Below are 19813 nucleotides of genomic sequence, written 5' to 3'. Positions count from 1 at the left end.
AGCGTGGCCAAACGCCAAATGCCGCCTACAGCATGCAGCCGTGGCGGCAATTTCAAACGCCCCAGCAGCGGGGCGGGCGGCACATTACTTGTCGAAGCCAACCTTGTCTATCAGCACACTGGCTTGTTTGCGGTGTTTGGCAATCTCGGTCAAGGGCAGCGGATCGACCTTCAGCTCACCAATGGTTTTGCCGATGATGGGGTCCAGGGCCACACCCTTGCGCACCGGGTATTCGTAGTTGGCGTCAGCGTACAAGGCCTGGGCCGATTCAGACACCAGGAACTCCAGCAGCTTGACGGCGTTGTCGCGGTTCGGTGCGTTCTTGGCCACCGATGCGCCGCTGATGTTGACGTGGGTGCCACCCGATTTGCCGTTGGCAAAGGTCGGGCGCACCACCTGGATGGCGTCGCCCCACTTGCGTGCGTCTGTGCCTTCCTTGGCCGACTTCATCTGGCCCACGTAATACGAGTTGGCCAGGCCCACATCACAGATGCCGCCCAGAATGTCGCGCGCCACATCGCGGTCGCCGCCGGTGGCTTTGCGTGCCAGGTTGGCCTTCACACCCTGCAGCCATTGCTCGGTCTTGGCCTCGCCGTCGTGCGCAATCATAGAAGCCACCAAGGCGGTGTTGTAGGGGTGCTGGCCGGCGCGGATGCAGACCTTGCCCTTCCACTTCGGGTCGGCCAGGTCTTCGTAGCGGAAGGCGCCGAGCTTCAGGTCTTTGTCGGCATACAACACACGGGCGCGCAGCGACAGGGCAAACCACTGGCCATCGGCGCCGCGCAGGTTGGCGGGGATGGCGCTGTTCAAGCCGGCGGACTTCACCGGCTGCGTCACGCCGCCCTCGACCAGGTCCATCAGGTTGCCAATGTCCACCGTCATCAACACGTCGGCGGGCGAACGCGCGCCTTCGGCCTTGACGCGTTCCAGCAGGCCGTCCTTGACAAACACCGTGTTCACCTTGGTGCCGGTGGTGGCGGTAAACGCCGTCAGCAGCGGCTGTACCAGACCGGCTTCACGCGTGGTGTAGAGCGTGACTTCCCCTTGGGCAAAGGCAGGCATGACGCTGGCCGCCATCAATGCGAAGGCGCCGGTGAAGTGCTTGACGGTAGGTTGGCCCATGGTTTCTCCCAGATGATTTCGATCTATAACGAAAAGCGCACACCGCGAGGTGTGCGCCACATGTTGAGAACGATTATCAACCGCGAGATTCGAAAAATGGCCGCAATCACCTACCTGTTACAGGGATGTGTGGCCTGTCTTGCGCCGCTGTTATGCGGCGCCGAGCCGCACTTCACGCTGCTGTTCGGCCGACGCCAGCAGCGCCAGGCAAACCTCCAACGTGGCGCGAGCCCACTGGCCGTTGTGCAGCGGGGTGGTGTTGTGCAACACCGCCGCAACCAGCTCATCCAGCACCTCGGCGCGCGGCACGCTGGGGGCGGGCAATGGATGGTGTTCTCGCAAGGCATTGCCGTAGACCCACAAGCCCTCGGGCAGGGGGCGGATGTCGCCACGTTCGCAGCTCACCACGATGGGGCCGAAGTGCTGGTGCGCGGCCGGCTGTGTGGCGCCCGGCATGCCCGCCGCGCCCTGCGCCTGGTAGGTCGGGCCGCCGTAGGTGGCCGCGGCTTTGGCGGCCGCCTCTTCCGCCGGCGACTGCACGGCCGCCAGGCGGCGCCGCGCCGCGCCATAGGCCGCGGCGTCTTTGACGGCGCCGAGTTCACCACGCCAGCCGCACCATTCGTCAGAATCAAAATGCCCGTAGCCGCTATAGGTCAGGCTGGCAAAGGCGCCGTTGTCAAACCATAACAGCGCCGAATAGGCCCCTTCGGTGTTGCGCTGCGGTTCCCAGTTGCCGGTGACCGCGCGCACGCTGGTGACGTTGCCGCCGACCAGCAGGCGCACCACGTCCACCTGGTGCGCGGCCTGGCTGAAGACCACCCCGCCACCGTCCTCGGTGCGCAGTTCTTCGGGCCTGCGCGGGCGGTACAGGAAGTCGGTGTAGTTGAGTGCGTGAACCATGCGCACGCGGCCCAGGCTGCCGCCCTGCACCAGTTCGCGTGTGCGCAGATACGGGGTGTCGAAGCTGTGGCAATGGCCGACGATCAGGTGCACGCCCGCATCGGCGCAACTTTTGATCATTGCGTTGCACTCGTCCAGGCTCAAGGCCATGGGCTTCTCCACCAGCACGTGTTTGCCATGGGCGGCGGCAATACCTGTGTGTTCGGCGTGGAACTGGTGCGGGCTGGCGATGTAGATGGCGTCTACCGTGGGCTCTGCGGCCAGGGCTGCGATGTTGTCAAACACCGGCGCGTTGAAGTCTTTGGCAAACTGCTGGCGCGCCTCCTGGCGTGGGTCGCAGGCCGCGACAAGCTGGATGCGGGTGTCAGCCACAAAGGTCGGCAGCATCAGGGTGAAGGCGCGCCCCAGGCCGGCAACGCCTAATCTGAGGGGGCGGGCGGGCAGGGTTTGAGGCATCACAGGTCCAACACCAGTTCGGCCGACTTGGCGCGCGACACACAGACCATGATGTGGCGGTCCATTTCTTCTGGCATCAACACCATGTCGCGGTGGTCGGCCTCACCTTCCAGCAAGCCGGTGCGGCAGGTGCCGCAGGTGCCGCTTTCGCAGGACGATGCGGTATTGCAGCCGTGCGCCCGCATGGCGCCCAGAATCGACATGCCCACGGGCACCTCAAAACTTTGGCCGCTGCGCGCCAGGCGCACTTGAAACGCTTTGTCGTCGGGCAGGGTTTTGCCGCCTTCGTCAAAGCTCTCGAAGTGGATGTTCTTGGGTGACCAGTGGCCGGTCATGTCGCGCACGGCTTCCATCAGTGGGCGCGGGCCGCAGCAATAGACGTGGGCGGTATTGGGCTTTTCCAACGCCGGCCACAGATCGAACTCCTGGTCGGGCTGGCCTTCACTGTGGTGGATCTTCACGTTCTTCTTCCACCCGGGCTGGCCCAGTTCGTCGAGGAAGGCGGTGGTGTTGGCAAAACGTGAGAGGTAGATCAGCTTCCAGGGGGCGGGCGCCAGATCGCCGAACGAGCGAATCATGGACAGCAGCGGCGTGATGCCAATGCCGCCCGCAATAAAAAGGTAGGCCTTGGCGTTGTCGACCAGGGGAAAGGCGTTGTCGGGCAGCGACGTGGGCAAGGTGTCGCCGACTTTCAGATCGTCATGCATGCTGGCCGAGCCGCCACGGCTCAGCTCTTCACGCTTGACGGTGATGACGTAGCGGTGGCGTTCTTCCGGGGCATTACAAAGCGAGTATTTGCGCAGCAGGCCGTTGGGCGTCTGGACCTTGATGTGGGCACCGGGGGTGAATTCTGGCAGCGCCGCGCCATCGGGCAGCATCAGTTCAAACGACCTAAGGCCCAGGGCCACATCGTAGGCGCGGTCCACCCGCAGCGGCATGGGGGTGTCGGCGTGGAGGTCGGCGCTGTTCTGGGATTGCATGGCAGTGGCGGCTTTCTATCAATCGGCTTTCAGGTCGGCGCGTTTGGCCGCGTCCTGCACACGCTTGGCCTCCGAGCGCAGTGCGGTCGCCAACTGCTCGGGTGAACCGCCTATGGGGTCCACGCCGGCGGTTTCCAGCTTCTGCACCACTTCTGGGTACTTCACGGCCTTGGCAAACTCGCTGCTGAGGCGCTGCACCACTGCAGGTGGTGTACCCACCTTGGCCAGCACGGCGACATTAAACGCAAAGTCAAAGCCCGGAATACGCTCGCCCAGCGTCGGCACATCGGGTGTCAGTGGCGAGCGTTTGGCCGAGTTAATGGCGAGCAACTTCACCTTGCCCGATTTCACAAAACCCATCAGCGACGGTGGCGAGGCAAATGCCATGTCGACCTGGCCTCCCACCAGTGCAGGAATGGAGTTGGCACTGCCTTTGAACGGCACATGGGTCACGTTGATGCCCAGGCCGTGGTTCATGGCCTCGGCCGTCAAATGGTGGATGCTGCCCAGTCCGGACGAACCGTAATTCATCTGCCCTGGTGCGGCTTTGGCTTGCGCGATCAACTCATCCAGTGTGTTGGCTTTGACGCTGGCATTCACCGCCAGGTACAAGGGCGCAACCCCTACAAGCGACACCGGCACGAAGTCTTTCTCGGGGTCGTAAGACATCTTCTTGACCACCAGCGGAGTGATGGCCAGCATCGGGCCGTCGGTCAGCATCAAGGTGTAGCCGTCCGCTGGAGACTGCGCCAACACACCGGCGGCCACGGCGCCGCTGCCGCCTGGCTTGTTCTCCACCACCACGGTCTGGCCCAGGCCTTCCTGCAAACGCTGCGAGACGATGCGCGCCACTGTGTCGGGCAGACCACCGGGCGAATAAGGCACAACCAGGCGCACCGGTTTCGATGGAAAGTCCTGGGCTTGGCTGGCCAGCGGAGCGGCCAGTGTGGCGCAGGCCAGGGCTGCGGCGCTGAGGGCTTGGGAAAGGCGTGAAGTGTTCATGTGTTTGTCTCCTGTTGTTATGTGGGGCGGGGAAGCTGAGGTCTAGATGCTGTAGCTCTCGTAGGTGGCCGGATGGAACAGCTCTTCCACCGCCACCAAACGTTCCGACAGTCCCTGTGCATGGTGGTGGCGCACAAAGGCTTCCAGCGTCTTGCGCGCAGGCGCCACGCCGTAGGACCAGTAGTCGTCGCCCATGCTTTCACGTGCCGCCTTGAGCTGTTCTTCGACAAACGGCAAGGTGACCTTGGTGGCGGAGGTGTCGCCCAGCAAGGCCAGTGCTGCGGCCTTGGATTGGCTGAAGGCTTTCACCACCGCGCCCGGCAGCCAGGGGTGTTGCTGGGCGAGCTCTTTGCGTATGCCCACCACGTGCATGATGGGGAAGATGCCGGTGCGCCGGTAGTAGTCCTTGGCGACGGCGGTGGGGTCGTCGAACAGCCAGCCGATGTTGGGGTTCTGCAGCGCCTTGCCACCCGGTGGGCGCGGGCCTATGAAGCCGTCGATCTCGCCGCGGTCCAGCAGCTCGGAGATGGTGCTGCCTTCGGGCGCGGCTTCCACGCGTACATCGGGCGGCAACTGCAGTTTGATCTTTTCCGGCCGGCCGGGTGTGTCTATGCCACCGCGCACCCAGGTGATGTCTTCGGGGCGCACACCAAAATCGTCTTGCAGGATGGAACGCGCCCAGACGTTGGCCGTGAGCTGGTATTCAGGCAGGCCGACACGGCGCCCTTTTAAATCTTCGGGCTTGTGTATGCGGTCCTTGCGCACGTAGATCGAGGTATGGCGGAACGCCCGCGACAAGAAGATAGGCACCGCGATGTAGGGGCAATCCCCTTTGGAATGTTTCACCAGGTAGCTGGAGAACGACAGCTCGGCAATGTCGAAATCCACACTGCGCATGGCGCGGAAGAACATCTCTTCCGGGTTCAGCAGCATGTAGACCGGGTCCACACCGTCGATCAACACACGGCCATCGAACAGCGCACGTGTTCGGTCGTAGTCGCCCATGGCGACGGAGAGTTGCAGTTTGGCCATGTTCAAGCTTTCACGGAGTAAGAGGGTTCCATTTCGGGGTGTGGGCCGTCGTTGGCCCAGATGTATTTGACGTCGTGCGCGCGCCAGTCGGTGGTCTTGGGCACGATGGCCTGGAACGCACAGACGCTGGCGGGAATCGCCAGGTCACCGGTGCCGATGGCGGGCTCGCCGCGTTGAAACGCCTGCACCGCCTCTAGCATTTGTTTGCGGAATTCGACGATGGCCAGGTCGCTGGCACCCAGCCGATCGTGGCTGCGGTCGGCAATCGGCCCCATGGTCAGCCACATAGCCACATCCTGGTTGGGGAAGCCGGTGATGCCGGTGAAGTTGCCGGCCTTCATGGCCTGGCGGTCCTGCCAGAAACGGTTTTCCTGGGTGCGCAGCGGACGGTAGTGCTGGTCCAGGTCTATGCCCACCGTTTGGCGCAAGAATTTGCGCCAGGTTTCGGTCTCCGGCGTCTGCGCCGGATGGCCCCAGGCCATGAAATAAAACACCGTAGAGGTGTCGTCCATAGGCACATTGATGTTGGCGACGTTGTAGAGGTTGTTCGGTGGAATCAGCGCCGTGGCCGGTGCCACGAACACGGTGGAGCGCACGTAATCGTTGGTCGCCGCGTTGCTGATCGGGCGGCGCAGCGCGGCGTAGCGAAAGCCGTAGCCCGTGCGCTGCACCTGCATGCGCGGCGCCTTGTCGGTGCTGGGGCGCAGCCAAGTGTTTTCGGTGGCTTTGGCGCCATCGACACGCGCTGGCACCATGTCGGACGAATGCAGGCTGGAGCTGTGCGCCGAGTCAATCGCGCCTTCCAGGATCTGCGCCCAGTTGCAGGGCAGCAGCACCTTGGCGATGCTCACGCGTGTATCGGCGGTGGGCGCCCAGGCTGGCGGCTGGAATGCGGGCACGCTGTCGGCCGGGCCCATGTAGGCCCAGACCATGCCGCCCCACTCCTGCGTGGGGTAGGCCTTGTGTTTCACCTTCTCGGCCATGCCGCTGGCCGCGGGCTCGGACACCATTTCCAGCACATTGCCTTCCACGTCCATCTTCCAGCCGTGGTACAGGCAGCGTAGGCCACCTTCTTCGTTGCGGCCATAAACCAGCGAGGCGCCACGGTGCGGACAGTGTTCGTCCATCACGCCGACGCGGCCGTCGCTGTCGCGGAACACCACCAGGTCTTCGCCAAAGGCGCGTGCTTTCACGGGGTCGCCATCCGGCTCGCTCACCTCCTCCAGCAAACAGATCGGTGTCCAGTGGCGGCGCATCAACTGGCCCATGGGGGCATCACCCTCCACGCGGCACATCAAATCGTTTTCTTCTTTGGTCATCATGGAAAGGTTCCTACACAAAAGAGGGCGCTGCGGCAGTGACCGCACGGGCGCGTGAATGAAAAACCAGTGGCTTGGCGTTCCAGGCCTGCTTGCAGATCCAGCTGGCCAGCGCCGAGTCGAGGTGCTGCACGTGGGGTGGAAACCAGGCTGCAAGTTCTGCGGCAAAACGGCGTGCAGGTTGGATCTCGCCACCGTTGAGTCGCTGGCGCACGCCCAGCGCCGAGCGCAGCACGGCAGCGTGTTCGTCCATATGGCATTGCTGGGCCGGAAAGTTCAGGCGGCGCATCCAGGCGTCTTCCTCCGCGAAGTGCGCGCTGGCGTGGCTGATGAGTTCGTCCAGGCAAACAGCCAGGCTGTCGTCGGGCGCGGCCAGCAAGGCCGCCAGCAATTGGGCGAAGGCCTGGTGCTCTTCGTCCAATTGCGCGTGGCCGACGAGCCATGTGTCGCGCCAATCAAAAACGCGCGTGTCGCTTGAATTCATCATGAGGCCGGTCCGGTGGGGGGCGGCTGCGCCGCCGGCGAATGGCTTGCGCCATTTCTCTTAATTTGCTTAGATGACTAAGATTTTAAGTGCCGCAGTGCCAGATACACAACCACCGGAATTAAGTGTTTTCCCTGAAGCCTGCGACCAACAAAAAAGCCTGCATTCACCGGGTTCGGCGCCTGCGAAGGCGGAACCCGGTGAATGCAGGCTGGCTGCGTCTGGCCGTGTGTGGTGGGTGTTGGTCGGGCAGCGCTGTGTTTTGACGTGGTTTCTGGGCGTCGCCGTCAATAACGGATCTGCATCAGCCATTCGGCCACCAGGGCCGGGCGCTCGCTGCCCGCGACACGCGCCTCCACCTTCCAGCAGCAACGCGCCTCGTGTTCACCAACACGCTCGACCTTGAGCAGTTGAAACCCTGCGGACAACAAAGAGCCCTGGGGTACGGCTGCGGTGAAGCGGACCTTGTTGAAGCCATAGTTCAACAGCATCTTGGCGTTGGGATAGTCGAAACAATCAAAGTGCCAACTGGTCAACATGGACAAGGCCAGAAAGCCGTGCGCAATCGTTGTCTTGAACGGCCCCTGCTGCGCTGCACGCACGGGGTCGGTGTGGATCCACTGGCGGTCATTGGTGAGGCCGCCAAATGCGTCAATCATGGGCTGGTCTATCAGCGTGGGCGCGCTCTGGCGCGGTGCCTGCCCCAAGAAGGCTTCCAGCGCAGGCAGCGAATCGAATGGGTGTTTGGTCGGTTGTGTGCTCATAGACGCTCGAAGATTGCGGCAATGCCCTGGCCGCCGCCAATACACATGGTGACCAAGGCATAACGCCCGGCCACGCGCTGCAGCTCATGCAAGGCCTTTACCGTAATGATGGCGCCGGTAGCGCCCACGGGGTGGCCCAGCGCAATGCCCGAGCCGTTGGGGTTGACCTTGGCGGGGTCGAGCCCCAACTCCTTGGCCACCGCACAGGCTTGGGCGGCAAAGGCCTCGTTGGACTCGATGACGTCCAGATCGGCTACCGTCAAGTTGGCTTTCTTCAAGGCCGCGAGTGTCGCGGGTACCGGGCCTATGCCCATGTAGCGCGGGTCCACACCCGCGTGGGCATAACTCACCAGCCTGGCCATGGGTTTGAGCCCGCGTGACGCGGCCAGGCCGCGTTCCATCAGCAGCAGCGCGGCTGCGCCGTCGTTGATGCCAGAGGCGTTGCCCGCGGTCACGCTGCCGTTTTCCTTGGCGAACACCGGCTTGAGCTTGCCAAGGTCGGCTGCGCTCACATTGGGGCGGAAATGTTCATCGGTGTCAAAGACTTCTTCCTTTTTGCCACGGCGCACGGTGATGGGAACAATCTGCTCGACAAAGCGCCGCTCGGCGACCGCCGCCGCCGCCCGGCGGTGGCTCGCTAGCGCCAGCGCATCCTGTTCCTGCCGCGTGATGGCCCATTTGGTGGCAACGTTTTCGGCCGTGATGCCCATGTGGATGTGATGGAACGGGTCGTGCAGCGCCGCCGTGAGCATGTCGGTCATCTCGGTGTTGCCCATGCGTGCGCCAAAACGCATGGCCTGGCTCAGGTAGGGTGCACGCGACATGCTCTCGGCCCCGCCGGCCAGCACGCTCCCGCAGTCACCGAGCTGTATGAGTTGTGCCGCAGAGACCACGGCCTGCAAGCCCGAGCCACACAGCCGGTTGACGTTGAACGCGGGGGTGTGCTCATGGCAGCCACCTTCCAGTGCGGCCACGCGCGAGAGATACAGATCGCGTGGCTCGGTCTGGATCACCTGCCCGAAACAAACGTGGTCGACCACATCGCCTGTGACTTCAGCCTTGGCCAGGGCGGCGCGCACAACGTTTGCCGCCAGGGTGGTGGGCGGCACATCTTTCAGGCTGCCGCCAAAACTCCCGATGGCGGTGCGTACCGCCGACAGGACTACAACTTCTTTTGGGTTCATGGTGGGTTCAGCCTGTCAGGCGTTTTCTGCCTGCTGGGCCGGCTGCAGCGCCGCCTTGTGTACACGGGCCTTGGCAATTTCGTGGCGCAGTTGGTCGAAACCTGTGGCGGGCACTTGCTCCTCGTGGCGGTCAGAGACTTCTGCGAGCCGTGTGATCAACTGGCTGGCCTGAGACTCGGAGCGCGGCAGGAAGATGCCCTTGGTCATGGTGATGTTGGCCTGCTCAAAACCACCGGCGCCGGCCAGCAAGATACTGCGTGTGGGCGCGTCTTCGGTGACCAGCGCCACCAGCGCGGGGCTCACCGATTCGGGCGCGAGCAATGCCAATTCCTCGGCGGCCAGCAAGGTCTCGGTCATGGCGGTGGCGGCGGTGGGCGCCAGGCAGTTGACGCGAATATTGTTGCGTTCTCCCTCCAGCGCCAGGGTTTGCATCAAACCGACCAAGGCCATCTTGGCGGCGCCGTAGTTGGCCTGGCCAAAGTTGCCGTACAAGCCCGAGGACGAAGACGTCATCACGATGCGGCCGTAGTTCTGGGCACGCATCAGGTTCCAGACCGCCTTGGCGCAATGCACGGCGCCCATGAGGTGGACTTCCATCACCAGACGAAAATCATCCAATTCCATCTTGGCAAAACTCTTGTCGCGCAAGATGCCCGCGTTATTGACCAAGATGTCCACGCGACCCCACTTGGCCACAGCTTGCTGCACCATGGCTTCGACTTGTTGTGGACTGGTCACATCCGCATCGTTGGCAAAGGCTTCACCGCCCAGGGCCTGGATGTCCTGCACCACGGCTTGCGCCGAAGAGCCCGGCTGGCAAGCGCCAATGTCGTTCACCACCACGCGTGCGCCGTGGCGCGCCAGCTCAAGCGCATGGGAGCGGCCCAAGCCTCGGCCAGCGCCGGTGATGATGGCTACACGATCCTGCAGAAGTTGCGACATGTTTTCTCTCTTTTCTTTCACGATTAAGTTGTCTATCAAAGCGCGGCCGTAGGCTGCGCGGCCAACGTGGCGGTGCGTATCACGCCGGCAGCGCGTAGCGCGGCGATGGTGTCATCGGAAACACCGTCTTGTTTCAACACCGCTTCGGTGCTCTGGCCCAGCGTTTCGGCGCCCAGGGTGGTGGCTTCGCCGTCATCGGCAAAGGCGAAGCCTATGCCGCATGTGCGCACGCTATGGCTGGCTTGCTGAAAGCGGAAATCGGGCAATTCCACGCAGCCGGTTGCGTCGGCTTCGCGCAGAAATTCGCCCAGCCTGCGTACACGTGCCGCAGGCACACCAGCGGCGCTGAGTTGTTCTTCGAGTTCAAATGCGTTGTGGCTTTCAAAAGCCGATCGCAGCAAGGCCGTCACATAAGGCGTGTCTTTAGGCACCACAAAACCGTTGGGGGCGTTAAACGCGTCGAGGTCCAGGGCGCGTGGGTCGTTGCACAGTTCTTCAATGCCCAATACCTTAGTGAGTTTGCGAAACTGCGCCGGGGTGTTGGCCGCGACGGCCAGCCAACCCTCTGCGCAGGCATAGGTGTCGGCCGCGGGGCTGCCGGTGTAGCCACGGTTGCCGGTGCGCGGGGCTTCCACACCATCGGTCAGGAAGGCGCTGGTATTCGGGTACATCAACATCAGCGAGGCCTGCACCATGGATGAATCGATGTATTGGCCCACGCCTTCGCGCGAGCGGCGGTGCAGCGACGAGACGATGGAAAGCGATGCCAGCATGCCCACCGCCACATCGATCACCGGAAAGCCGACCTTCAGCGGCGGAGCGTCCTGCCCTTCGCCCGACATCATCATCATGCCGGTCAGCGCCTGCACCACGTGGTCGTAAGCGCCGCGATGCGACCAGTCGCCCTGCTGGCCAAAACCGGAAATCGAGCAATACACGATGTCCGGCTTCACGGCCTTGATGGACTCAAAGTCCAGGCCGTATTTGGCGACCACCCCAGGGCGAAAGTTTTCGATGAAAACGTCTGCCGAAGCGGCGAGTGAACGCACCAAGGCAGCACCCTCGGGCGTTCGAATGTCCAGCGCCACGGAATGTTTGCCCGCATTGCAGGCGACAAACCCGGTGGGGGTGTCGCTGCCTGGTGTGGCCTTCATCGAGCGCATGACCTCGCCTGCCAGCGGGGGTTCGATCTTGATGACTTCGGCCCCCAACTGGGCCAGATAAAAAGAGGCCAGCGGACCGGCGATGACGTGCGACAAATCAAGCACGCGCACGCCGCTAAGTGGTTTAGACATAAGACGCTTTCTCTTTATCTCACGAACTGGCGGTGACACCGGTGAGCTTGATGATCTCGGTCCACTTGCGGTTTTCAGCCTGCACAAACGCCGCATCGGCCTTGGGGCTGTCGCTGTGGATCACGCTGTTGCCGGTCAACTCGAATGCCGTTTTGACAGCCGGGTCGCCCAGCGCCTGTATGGTGGAGCTGTAGAGTTTGGCAATCACCTCGGCCGGTGTCTTGAGCGGCACCCAAAGGCCGAACCAGAACTCCTGCACCGTCAATTCGCTGCGCATCACGTCGCGCAGCGGCGGCACGTTCGGCAGCTCCTTTAATGGGGCGGCACTGGTCACGGCCAGCGCGCGCAGCTTGCCGCCCTTGACCTGCGGTATCGCCGTGCCGGCAATGGTGAACGCGAAATCGGTGTCGCCACGCAGCAGCGACAGCGGAATCTCCACCGAACCTTTGAGCGGCACGTGCACGGCATTGCCGTTGACCAGCGACATCAGCGTGGCGCCCCCCAGGTGGGCGGCGGAGCCTATGCCGCCCGAGCCGTAGTTCAATTTCCCCGGCTTGGCCTTGACCGCAGCGACCAGTTCTTCCACCGAGCGGTAAGGCGAATTCGCGGCCACCACCAACACGCTGGGTGAGGTGCCTATCGTCGTCACGGGGATGAACTCGGTGGTCGGGTCGAACTTCAGGCTGGGCTGCAGAATTTTCTGGATCAGATGCGAGTTCGAGCCCACCAGCACGGTGTAGCCGTCTGGCTGCGCCTGCGCCGCGTATTGGGCGGCAAGCACACCACCGGCGCCGACCTTGTTCTCTATCACGGTGGCTTGGCCCAATGCCTCGCCAAGCTTGGGGCCGAATTGCCGCACCATCACATCCGGCCCACCGCCTGCGGCGTACGGCACGATGATGCGCACCGGCCGGCTCGGATAAGCCTCGGCAGCGTGTGCCGCGGTGGCCGATAAAAATGCGCCAGAGAAAGCGCTTGAGGCTGCGCTCAAGCAGAAAGTGCGACGGTCCATGGTTGTCTCCTTGTGGGTTTGGGCCAAGCATAGGATTGCTGGGGAATAATAAAAAGTGATATCTTTTTATATGTTGAAAGCTTTTCGTTAAGCCTCGTGCCATACCAGACCGTGACTCGCCATGCCTTTATCCACTGACGCGGAACACCTGATCTCCCGGCTGCGCTTTCGGCATCTGCGCCTGCTGACCGAGTTGCAGCGTGGTGGCAGCCTGCGTGCGGCCGCCGAGGCACTGAATCTGACGCAGCCTGCGCTCAGCAAGGCGCTGGTCGAAATCGAGACCGCCTTTGGTTTTGCACTGTTTGTGCGTACACCGCGTGGCCTCAAACCCACGGACCAGGGCGCAGTGGCGATTCGCGGCGCCGCGCTGTTGCTTAAAGAGTTGACCCATGTGCAACGCGAAGCCACAGCGGGCGACCGCTTTGCCGCCAGCTTGAGGATAGGCGCGCCACCCTTCGTGGCGCAAGGCTACCTGCCCGAGGTGCTGAAGAAACTGGTACAGCGCAACCCGCCGGTGCGTGTGCACTTGCTGGAGGAACGTGTGCCGGTGCTGATGCAGGCCTTGATGAAGGGCGAGGTCGACGCGCTGCTCACCACCTATCCGGCGCAACTGCCCGAGCCCGGTGCAGTCGCCCTGCACTATGAGAAATTATTCGAGGTGCAGTTCAGCATCATCGCCCCGAAAAAACATCGCCTGGTGCGGGCGCGCAGCGTGAGCTGGCAGGACCTGTCTGCCGAACCCTGGGTCTTGCCGGCGCAAGGCGCCATGGCGCGGCGCGTGGTGGAAGACTGCTTCATCCGTGCCGGTGTGATGCCGCCCATGCCCATCATCGAATCTGCCAGCCCGGTGACCAACGTGGAGCTGGTCGCGGCCGGTGTGGGCCTGGGCATTGCACCCGATGTGACCTTGATCGCCCATGCGAAAAACCTGAACCTGGTGGACCAGCTGAGGGTGGGGCCTGCTGTGCCGTCCGGCCCGGTGGCGTTGATCCACCGCGCCGGTGTGAGCAGCCCGCGGGTAGACCTGTTCAGGCAGGTGCTGGGATTGGCTGCATACATCTGAACTGCCATCCTCTTGCCAATCGCGCTCCTATAATCGCGCCCGGCATGCCGAGCCACTTCAAGTGCGCGGCCTGCCACGGTTGCCAGGTGCCTTGCATGTTCTTCTGGAACATGCGGGGTTAAACGGGAAGCAGGTGCGCCACGTCGTTGAAGACATGGCAATTCCTGCGCTGCCCCCGCAACGGTCAGCGGATAAGGAAACCCCAAGTCGATGCCAACGGCATCCACAGCCACTGCGCTTCAAGCGTGGGAAGGCGGGTGTTTCTGGTCTTTGGTGCACACCATGGGTGTAGCACCCAAAGATGCTCCGCGAGCCCGGATACCGGCCTGCGCCACCGCCTTCGGACGTTGCGGGAGTGCGTCGGTCCGGGCCGGCCGCTGCTTTTGCTGCGGCCTGCTTCGACGTGTGCCTTCAGCGTGCTTTTTGATGTCTCGATTGTTCCGCGGGGTCGCGGAACATGCTGGAGCCGCGCATGCGCAAACCATTTCCCTTTTATGTCTCTACCAGGGCCGTTGCCCTCGCCTGTCTGTCGCTCGCCGCTGGCGACGGCATTGCCCAAACTTCGGATGGCCTCAAAGAGGTTTTTGTCACCGCCACCGCGCGGCCTGAAGAGCGCAGCCGTATTGCCGCCACCACCCAGGTGATAGACCGCGCGGCCATAGAGCGCTCAAGCGCGCAGTCGGTGACCGATCTGCTGGCCGAGAACGCCATAGGCTTCTTCAGCGAATGGACGGCGGCCCAGACCTCGATCAACATCCGTGGTGCCACCAGCGACGGCCAGGGCCGCGATTTCAAGAGCCAGGTGCTGGTGCTGGTGAATGGCCGGCGTGCCGGCACCGCCAACATCTCCAAGCTGAGCACGGCCGAGGTCGAACGGATTGAAATTGTGCGTGGCCCGGCCTCGGTGATCTACGGCAGCCAGAACATGGGCGGCGTGATCAACATCATCATGAAAAAAGGCTCGGATGCGCCGCCGAACCAGGTCAGCGTGACCGGCGGCTCCTGGGAGCTGGCCACCCTCAGTGCACAAACCTCGGGCACCGCAGACAAACTGGATTGGTACCTGGGCCTCTCGGGTGGCCAGCGTGGCGATTACGACTCCGGCAAGGGCGGCAGCAGCATGCTCAACACCGGCTGGGAGCGGCGTGCGCTCAGCGGTGCGCTTGGTTTGGAGATCAATGCGCTGAACCGCGTAGACCTGCAACTGCGCACAGACGGCATCTACAACGCCGGTTTCCGTGGCTCGGGCGCCAACACCATCAGCCAGGACGACCGCAGCAACGCCTCGTTCGACGCCACCTACGAAGGCCGCAGTTCTGACGAACGCATCAGTTGGATGGCGCAGGCTTATGCGGCGCAAGACGAAGACGAATTTAAATGGGCCTCACCGGTGATCCGCAGCGGCACCGCCGCCGTGCCCGGTACGCGCAGCGACTACAACCTGCGCAAGCTCGACATCGCGGGCACACGCCTGCAGCCGCGCTTCAAGCTGGGCGCGGGCAATGACCTGCTGCTGGGCTACGACTATGAGCACAGCAGGTTGCGCTCGGACCGTGTGCGTGTGGCCATGCCCGGCGGGCCTGGTGGCCAGGTGGCACCCTATGACAACAACCAGACCGAGCAGGTCAACGCGCTGTATTTTGAAGACGCGCAGAAACTCTTCAACGACCGCGTGACGCTGCGCGGCGGCGCACGCCGCACCTGGGGTAGCACCGACTTCGACCTCACGCCCAACCTGGCGCTGCAGCGCGGCGGCAGCCAGTCGTACGAAGTGACCACCTGGTCTACCGGGGCCGTCTGGCGCGCACAAGAGACGCTGAACCTGCGCACCGGCATTTCCACCGGTTTTCGCGCGCCCACCGCCAGCGAGCTGGGCGCCGATTTCACCGCCGTGGGTGGTGGTCGAACTTTTGGCAACCCCAACCTCAAGCCCGAGAGCAACCGCCAGATCGAGGTCGGTGGCACCTGGCAAGCACCAGCCGGGCAGATCGACATGGCGCTGTTCCAGAACACCATCGCCAACCGCATCATCACGGTGTCGCGTGGCGCCAGCACCAACACCTCGGACTACGCCAACAACACGGCCGATATCCTGGTGCAAGGGCTGGAGCTCAGCGCCGATGCCGATCTCGCCAAGCTGCTGAATTTCGACAAGACGCCACACCGGCTGAAGCTGTTCGCCAACGGCTACTACAACTTCAAGATGCAGGACAAGGGTGCCACCACCTTGGCCACCGACTTTGTGCAACGCATGTACAAATACGAGGCGTCGTTTGGCATGCGTTATGCGCGTGGCTCGGGTGCACAGCCCGACGACTGGAGCCTGCAGATAGGCGCATTGCTGCGCGGCCCGATGTGGTACGACACCGAAGAAGCGCTGCTGATCCCACAGGGCGAAGCCAACAGCAGCTTTATCCACCGCAAGGGCGCGTTCACCACCTGGAATCTGCGTGGCGACTACCGTGTCAACAAGTCGGTCAAGCTGTTCGCACGGGTCGACAACCTGTTTGACATCAACCGCAGCCCGATCTTTATTGCGCTGGATCAGAGGCCGTGTATCGCCGACCCACGCTTCCAGAACGGCGGCTGTGGCACCTCGATGCCGGGCCGGGCGTTGCAGGTCGGCATGCTGGTGAACTTCTGATGCTGCGCAGGGCGCGCCCTCTGCGCAGGCTTGTGAGGGTGCTGGCGCTGGGCGCGCTGGTCTGGGCCCATGCGCTGTATGCCGCGCCCATCGAGGTGCGCGATGCCTTGGGCCGCAACGTGGTGCTGCCGGCCGCGCCGCAGCGGCTGGTGACGATCTTTGCGTCCAACACCGAGTTGGTGGCCTCGCTTGGCCTGGCGGAGCGCATTGTGGGCATTGAGGACTTCACGCGTTTTCCGCCCGAAGTGCTGTCGCGGCCCAAGGTGGGCGGGCGCCTGGGCTTCTCGGTGGATGCGGTGGTGGCGCAGCGCCCCGACCTGGTCATCGTCACACCCGCGCGGCAAGCGGCGCACCAACTGGTGGCGCCTATGGAGCGTATCGGTGTGCCGGTGCTGGTGCTGCTGAGCCGCAGCGTGGGCGAGGTGCTGGACAACATCCGCCTGGTGGCGCGCGCCACGGGGGTGGCGGAACGCGGCGACACGCTGGCCGCATCGCTGCAACGGCGGCTGGATGCCGTGGCGCAGCATGTGGCCGGCCGCGCCGCGCCGCGCCTTGTGATGGTCACAGGCCGTGTGGGCAACGGCATGTTGCTGGTGGCGCGCGACGACAGCTACACCGGCGAGGCCTTGCTCAAGGCCGGTGGCCGGTTTGCCTTGGCCGGCCGAGGTGCCGTGCCCCAGGTGTCGCCCGAGGCGGTGCTGGCTTCCGACCCCGACGTGCTGCTGTTCGCCGGAACGCGTGTCGCTCTTGAGGAACTGATCCGTCAGCCCGGCTGGCGCGACATGCGTGCGGTGCGTGCGGGCCGGGCCATCACGGTCTCTCGCAGCGAATTCTTGATTCCCGGCCCACGCACCATCGATGGCATCGAAGCGTTGGCGCACATTCTTCATCCGCAATGACTACAAGTGCCTGCAACTCTTTTTCTGGCCAGCCATGGCGGCCATGGCTGATCGCGTTTGCGGTGCTGGTCTGCGCCTTGGTGCTGGCGGCTTGCGCCGGCCATCAATGGGCGTCACCGGTCGACATCTACCGGGCGCTTTTGGGCGACGACAGCCTGCGCAGCCGCTTGCTGCTGCAATGGCGCCTGCCACGTGTGGCCGCGGCGGCGCTGGTGGGGGCCTTGCTGGGGCTTTCGGGGGCGGTGTTCCAGGGCGTGTTTCGCAATCCACTGGCCGAGCCGTATCTGCTGGGTGCTTCGGGCGGCGCGGCATTGGGGGCCACGGTGGCGCTGCTGGTGCCGCTGGGTGTGCCACAAGTGTGGCTGTTGCCGGTGCTGGCTTTTGGTGGCGCCTGGGGCTCAACCATGTTGGTGCTGGCCGTGTCGCGCGTGGCTGCTGCCTTTGATGCCGCAGGCATGCTGCTCGCGGGTGTGGCGATTGCCGCCATGCTGGGGGCGCTGCGCTCGTTTTTGATGCTGGCGCTGTCCGACGAAACCGTGAGCCTGCAGGTGGTGATGAGCTGGGTGCTGGGGGGCATTCAAACACCGGCCTGGCCGGGCCTGGGTTTGCTGGCCCTGCTGTGTGTGGCCAGCCTGCTGGCCACAGCCGCGATCGCGCGTGGCCTGGACCTGCTGGGGCTTGGCAGCGCTGCAGCGCAAGGTTTTGGGCTGGACGTGGCGCGCTTCACGCCATGGGCGGTGGTGGTGGGCTCCCTGGTGGTGGCGGCTGCCGTGGCCTATGGTGGTCTGGTGGCCTTTGTGGGCTTGGCGGCGCCGCATATTGCACGCTGGATGGTCGGGCCGCTGCACAGAGTGTTGCTGCCCGCCTCGGCGCTCACCGGCGCCATTGTGGTCACGCTGGCCGACGCCATCGCCCGTGCTGCTTTGCCGCCGGCAGAAATTCCTCTGGGGCTGGTGACGGCCGTGGCTGGGGGGCCCTTCTTCATTCTGTTGCTGGCACGGAGGCTGCGCGCATGAGTGCATCACCCTGGCGCTTGGAAGCGCGTGGTCTGGGCCTGGTCCGCAGAACGTGGACTGTGCTTTCAGAGGTGTCGCTGGCATTGCCCGCGCGTGGTTCGGTGGCCGTCATCGGGCCCAACGGGGCCGGCAAATCCAGCTTGCTCTCGCTGCTGGCCGGGCTGCTGCCGGCCCACAGCGGGCAGGTGCTGCTGGATGGCCGAGACATCGCGCGCGTGCCGGTGGCAGAGCGGGCGCACAGCATAGGCTTCATGCCGCAGCACTTTGAACCACATTGGGATTTGACCCTGACCGAGCTGCTTGGCATGCGGCTCACGGGGTCGCGAACAAGCACCGCTGAGCAGGTCATGGAACGCGAGGGGCTGGCCGAGTTCCGGCACCGGCGCTGGTCCACCATGTCGGGCGGCGAGCAGGCGCGCGCACTGCTGGCGACGGTGCTGGCCCCAGACCCGCCGGTGTTGCTGGCCGATGAGCCCGGCGCCAACCTGGACGTGCGGCACCGGCTGGCGCTGGTGGAAACGTTGGCCCGGCGTGGGCGTACACAACTGGTGGTGGTGGCCATGCACGATCTGGATCTGGCGTTTCGCCACTTCGAGCGTGTGGTGGTGGTGGGCCGGGGCGGCATCGTGGCCGATGGCGGGGCCGAGTTGGTCCATGAGCCTTTGCTTGATCACATCTTCGGGGTGGCGTTCGAGCGCATCGCGGCTTCACCCGGTGTGTTGCTGCGCGCCAATCTGCACGTGTTATCTGGTGAGCAGGGAGCCGCTTGATGCGCATAGACTTGGCGGGCTGGACACGTGACGCGACACAAGGCGACCCGCGCACTTTTTTCTCGATGTTTGAAGCTGCTGACCGCTGGGGTTTTGATGGTGTGTGGTTCAGCGAATTCCGCTTGTCGGCCGCCAATTGGCCCTACCCGTCGCCACTGCTGCTGGCGGCCGCGCTGTTGGCCAGGACCGAGCGGCTGCGTATTGGCACAGCGGTGCTGGTGCTGCCGCTGCACCAACCGCTGTTGCTGGCCGAGGAACTGGCCCAGCTGGCCTTTCAAAGTGGTGGGCGTCTGGATGTGGGGCTGGGCCGCGGCACCGAGGCGGCCACGCTGCAAGCGTTGCAGATAGACCCCAGCGAAACACGTGAGCGGTTCGAGCGGGCCTGTGAACATCTGCTGAGCGTGCCGCATCCACCGCTTTATATTGCGGGTTCCACGCCCGAGAGCATTGGTTTTGCGGTGAAGCAAAACCTGCCGTTGCTGCTGAGCCTGGAGCCGCCCGAAGAACGCCAGCTCAGCCAGCTGGACGCCTTGGCCGGCAACGCCGCAGCGGGCTTGCGTGCACGTTCCTCGCTTGCGCGTTACGTTTGTATTGGCGCTTGCGCCGAGGCTGTTGCGGCCCAGCTGGACGCGTTATGGCCGCGGCTTTATGAGCGCAGACTGTTTTTCGCCGCAAAACGCGGCGTGCCTGCCAGCGAGGTTGCGCCTATCGACGTGGCGCGCACGCTGCGTGAGCAATTTATCTATGGTGACCCGGCGGCCTGCCACGCGCAAATTGCGGCGCTGCGCGAGCGCACGGGTATCGCTAGCCTGCGTTGTGTATTTAATGCCAATGGCCTGCTGGGCAACGATGCGGCGCTGGCCAGCATGCAGCTTTTTGCTCGGGAGGTGCTTCCGGCCTTGAAGGGCCCACCTTAGCGCTTGCTGCCG

General features: G+C 63.9%; 18 protein-coding genes and 1 riboswitch. Of the genes, 6 read left to right on the top strand and 12 right to left on the bottom strand.

Going from position 1 to position 19813, the window contains the following annotated elements:
- Positions 1 to 84: 84 nt before the first annotated feature.
- The 12 genes from ACFQ95_RS15155 to ACFQ95_RS15100 all read right to left on the bottom strand — a co-directional run bounded on the left by ACFQ95_RS15155 (position 85) and on the right by ACFQ95_RS15100 (position 12492).
- A complete protein-coding gene (locus ACFQ95_RS15155) occupies positions 85 to 1077 on the bottom strand; it encodes a Fe(3+) ABC transporter substrate-binding protein (protein WP_422832413.1) in 993 nt (330 codons plus the stop codon).
- 195 nt (positions 1078 to 1272) lie between these two features.
- Positions 1273 to 2478, bottom strand: coding sequence for a Gfo/Idh/MocA family protein (locus ACFQ95_RS15150; protein WP_422832283.1), 1206 nt, complete (start codon positions 2476 to 2478; stop codon positions 1273 to 1275).
- The gene (locus tag ACFQ95_RS15145; protein ID WP_422832282.1) at positions 2478 to 3458 is read right to left on the bottom strand and encodes a PDR/VanB family oxidoreductase; all 981 of its coding nucleotides are present in this window, start codon (positions 3456 to 3458) and stop codon (positions 2478 to 2480) included. The genes ACFQ95_RS15150 and ACFQ95_RS15145 overlap by 1 nt, the downstream gene beginning before the upstream one ends.
- An 18-nt stretch (positions 3459 to 3476) precedes the next feature.
- Positions 3477 to 4460: a Bug family tripartite tricarboxylate transporter substrate binding protein gene (locus ACFQ95_RS15140; RefSeq protein ID WP_422832280.1), complete on the bottom strand. Its 984-nt coding sequence runs from the start codon at positions 4458 to 4460 to the stop codon at positions 3477 to 3479.
- Between the two features lie 42 nt (positions 4461 to 4502).
- Positions 4503 to 5492, bottom strand: a complete 990-nt coding sequence (locus tag ACFQ95_RS15135) for an ABC transporter substrate-binding protein (protein ID WP_422832278.1) — start codon at positions 5490 to 5492, stop codon at positions 4503 to 4505.
- 2 nt (positions 5493 to 5494) lie between these two features.
- Positions 5495 to 6814, bottom strand: coding sequence for a Rieske 2Fe-2S domain-containing protein (locus ACFQ95_RS15130; protein ID WP_422832276.1), 1320 nt, complete (start codon positions 6812 to 6814; stop codon positions 5495 to 5497).
- Positions 6815 to 6824: 10 nt separating this feature from the next.
- The gene (locus ACFQ95_RS15125) at positions 6825 to 7298 is read right to left on the bottom strand and encodes a bacteriohemerythrin (protein ID WP_422832275.1); all 474 of its coding nucleotides are present in this window, start codon (positions 7296 to 7298) and stop codon (positions 6825 to 6827) included.
- A gap of 284 nt (positions 7299 to 7582) precedes the next feature.
- On the bottom strand, positions 7583 to 8059 hold the full coding sequence (locus ACFQ95_RS15120; protein ID WP_422832273.1) for a MaoC family dehydratase: 477 nt from the start codon (positions 8057 to 8059) through the stop codon (positions 7583 to 7585).
- Positions 8056 to 9243: an acetyl-CoA C-acyltransferase family protein gene (locus tag ACFQ95_RS15115; protein ID WP_422832272.1), complete on the bottom strand. Its 1188-nt coding sequence runs from the start codon at positions 9241 to 9243 to the stop codon at positions 8056 to 8058. The genes ACFQ95_RS15120 and ACFQ95_RS15115 overlap by 4 nt, the downstream gene beginning before the upstream one ends.
- A gap of 15 nt (positions 9244 to 9258) precedes the next feature.
- Complete coding sequence (locus tag ACFQ95_RS15110; RefSeq protein ID WP_422832270.1) at positions 9259 to 10185, bottom strand: SDR family NAD(P)-dependent oxidoreductase; 927 nt, start codon at positions 10183 to 10185, stop codon at positions 9259 to 9261.
- Between the two features lie 35 nt (positions 10186 to 10220).
- A complete protein-coding gene (locus ACFQ95_RS15105; RefSeq protein WP_422832268.1) occupies positions 10221 to 11480 on the bottom strand; it encodes a CaiB/BaiF CoA transferase family protein in 1260 nt (419 codons plus the stop codon).
- 19 nt (positions 11481 to 11499) lie between these two features.
- Positions 11500 to 12492, bottom strand: a complete 993-nt coding sequence (locus ACFQ95_RS15100) for a Bug family tripartite tricarboxylate transporter substrate binding protein (RefSeq protein WP_422832267.1) — start codon at positions 12490 to 12492, stop codon at positions 11500 to 11502.
- Between the two features lie 121 nt (positions 12493 to 12613).
- On the opposite strand from ACFQ95_RS15100, the gene ACFQ95_RS15095 reads away from it, so the two are divergent.
- From ACFQ95_RS15095 to ACFQ95_RS15070, 6 genes are all read left to right on the top strand, one after another.
- The gene (locus tag ACFQ95_RS15095; RefSeq protein ID WP_422832266.1) at positions 12614 to 13555 is read left to right on the top strand and encodes a LysR family transcriptional regulator; all 942 of its coding nucleotides are present in this window, start codon (positions 12614 to 12616) and stop codon (positions 13553 to 13555) included.
- A gap of 68 nt (positions 13556 to 13623) precedes the next feature.
- A riboswitch (cobalamin riboswitch) is annotated at positions 13624 to 13899 on the top strand.
- 128 nt (positions 13900 to 14027) lie between these two features.
- Positions 14028 to 16199 carry a TonB-dependent receptor gene (locus ACFQ95_RS15090; protein ID WP_422832264.1) on the top strand — a complete coding sequence of 724 codons (2172 nt, stop codon included), beginning with the start codon at positions 14028 to 14030 and terminating at the stop codon, positions 16197 to 16199.
- Positions 16199 to 17098, top strand: a complete 900-nt coding sequence (locus ACFQ95_RS15085) for an ABC transporter substrate-binding protein (RefSeq protein ID WP_422832262.1) — start codon at positions 16199 to 16201, stop codon at positions 17096 to 17098. The genes ACFQ95_RS15090 and ACFQ95_RS15085 overlap by 1 nt, the downstream gene beginning before the upstream one ends.
- Positions 17095 to 18114, top strand: coding sequence for a FecCD family ABC transporter permease (locus ACFQ95_RS15080; protein WP_422832260.1), 1020 nt, complete (start codon positions 17095 to 17097; stop codon positions 18112 to 18114). The genes ACFQ95_RS15085 and ACFQ95_RS15080 overlap by 4 nt, the downstream gene beginning before the upstream one ends.
- On the top strand, positions 18111 to 18884 hold the full coding sequence (locus ACFQ95_RS15075) for an ABC transporter ATP-binding protein (protein WP_422832259.1): 774 nt from the start codon (positions 18111 to 18113) through the stop codon (positions 18882 to 18884). Before ACFQ95_RS15080 ends, ACFQ95_RS15075 begins: the two co-directional genes overlap by 4 nt.
- Entirely contained in the window at positions 18884 to 19801 is a 918-nt protein-coding gene (locus tag ACFQ95_RS15070; RefSeq protein WP_422832257.1) for an LLM class flavin-dependent oxidoreductase, read from the top strand. The genes ACFQ95_RS15075 and ACFQ95_RS15070 overlap by 1 nt, the downstream gene beginning before the upstream one ends.
- The last annotated feature ends 12 nt before the right edge of the window (positions 19802 to 19813 follow it).

The organism is Variovorax sp. HJSM1_2, assembly GCF_049316285.1.
Taxonomy (GTDB): domain Bacteria; phylum Pseudomonadota; class Gammaproteobacteria; order Burkholderiales; family Burkholderiaceae_C; genus Rhodoferax_B.
This window is presented reverse-complemented; position numbering and strand designations above follow the sequence as displayed.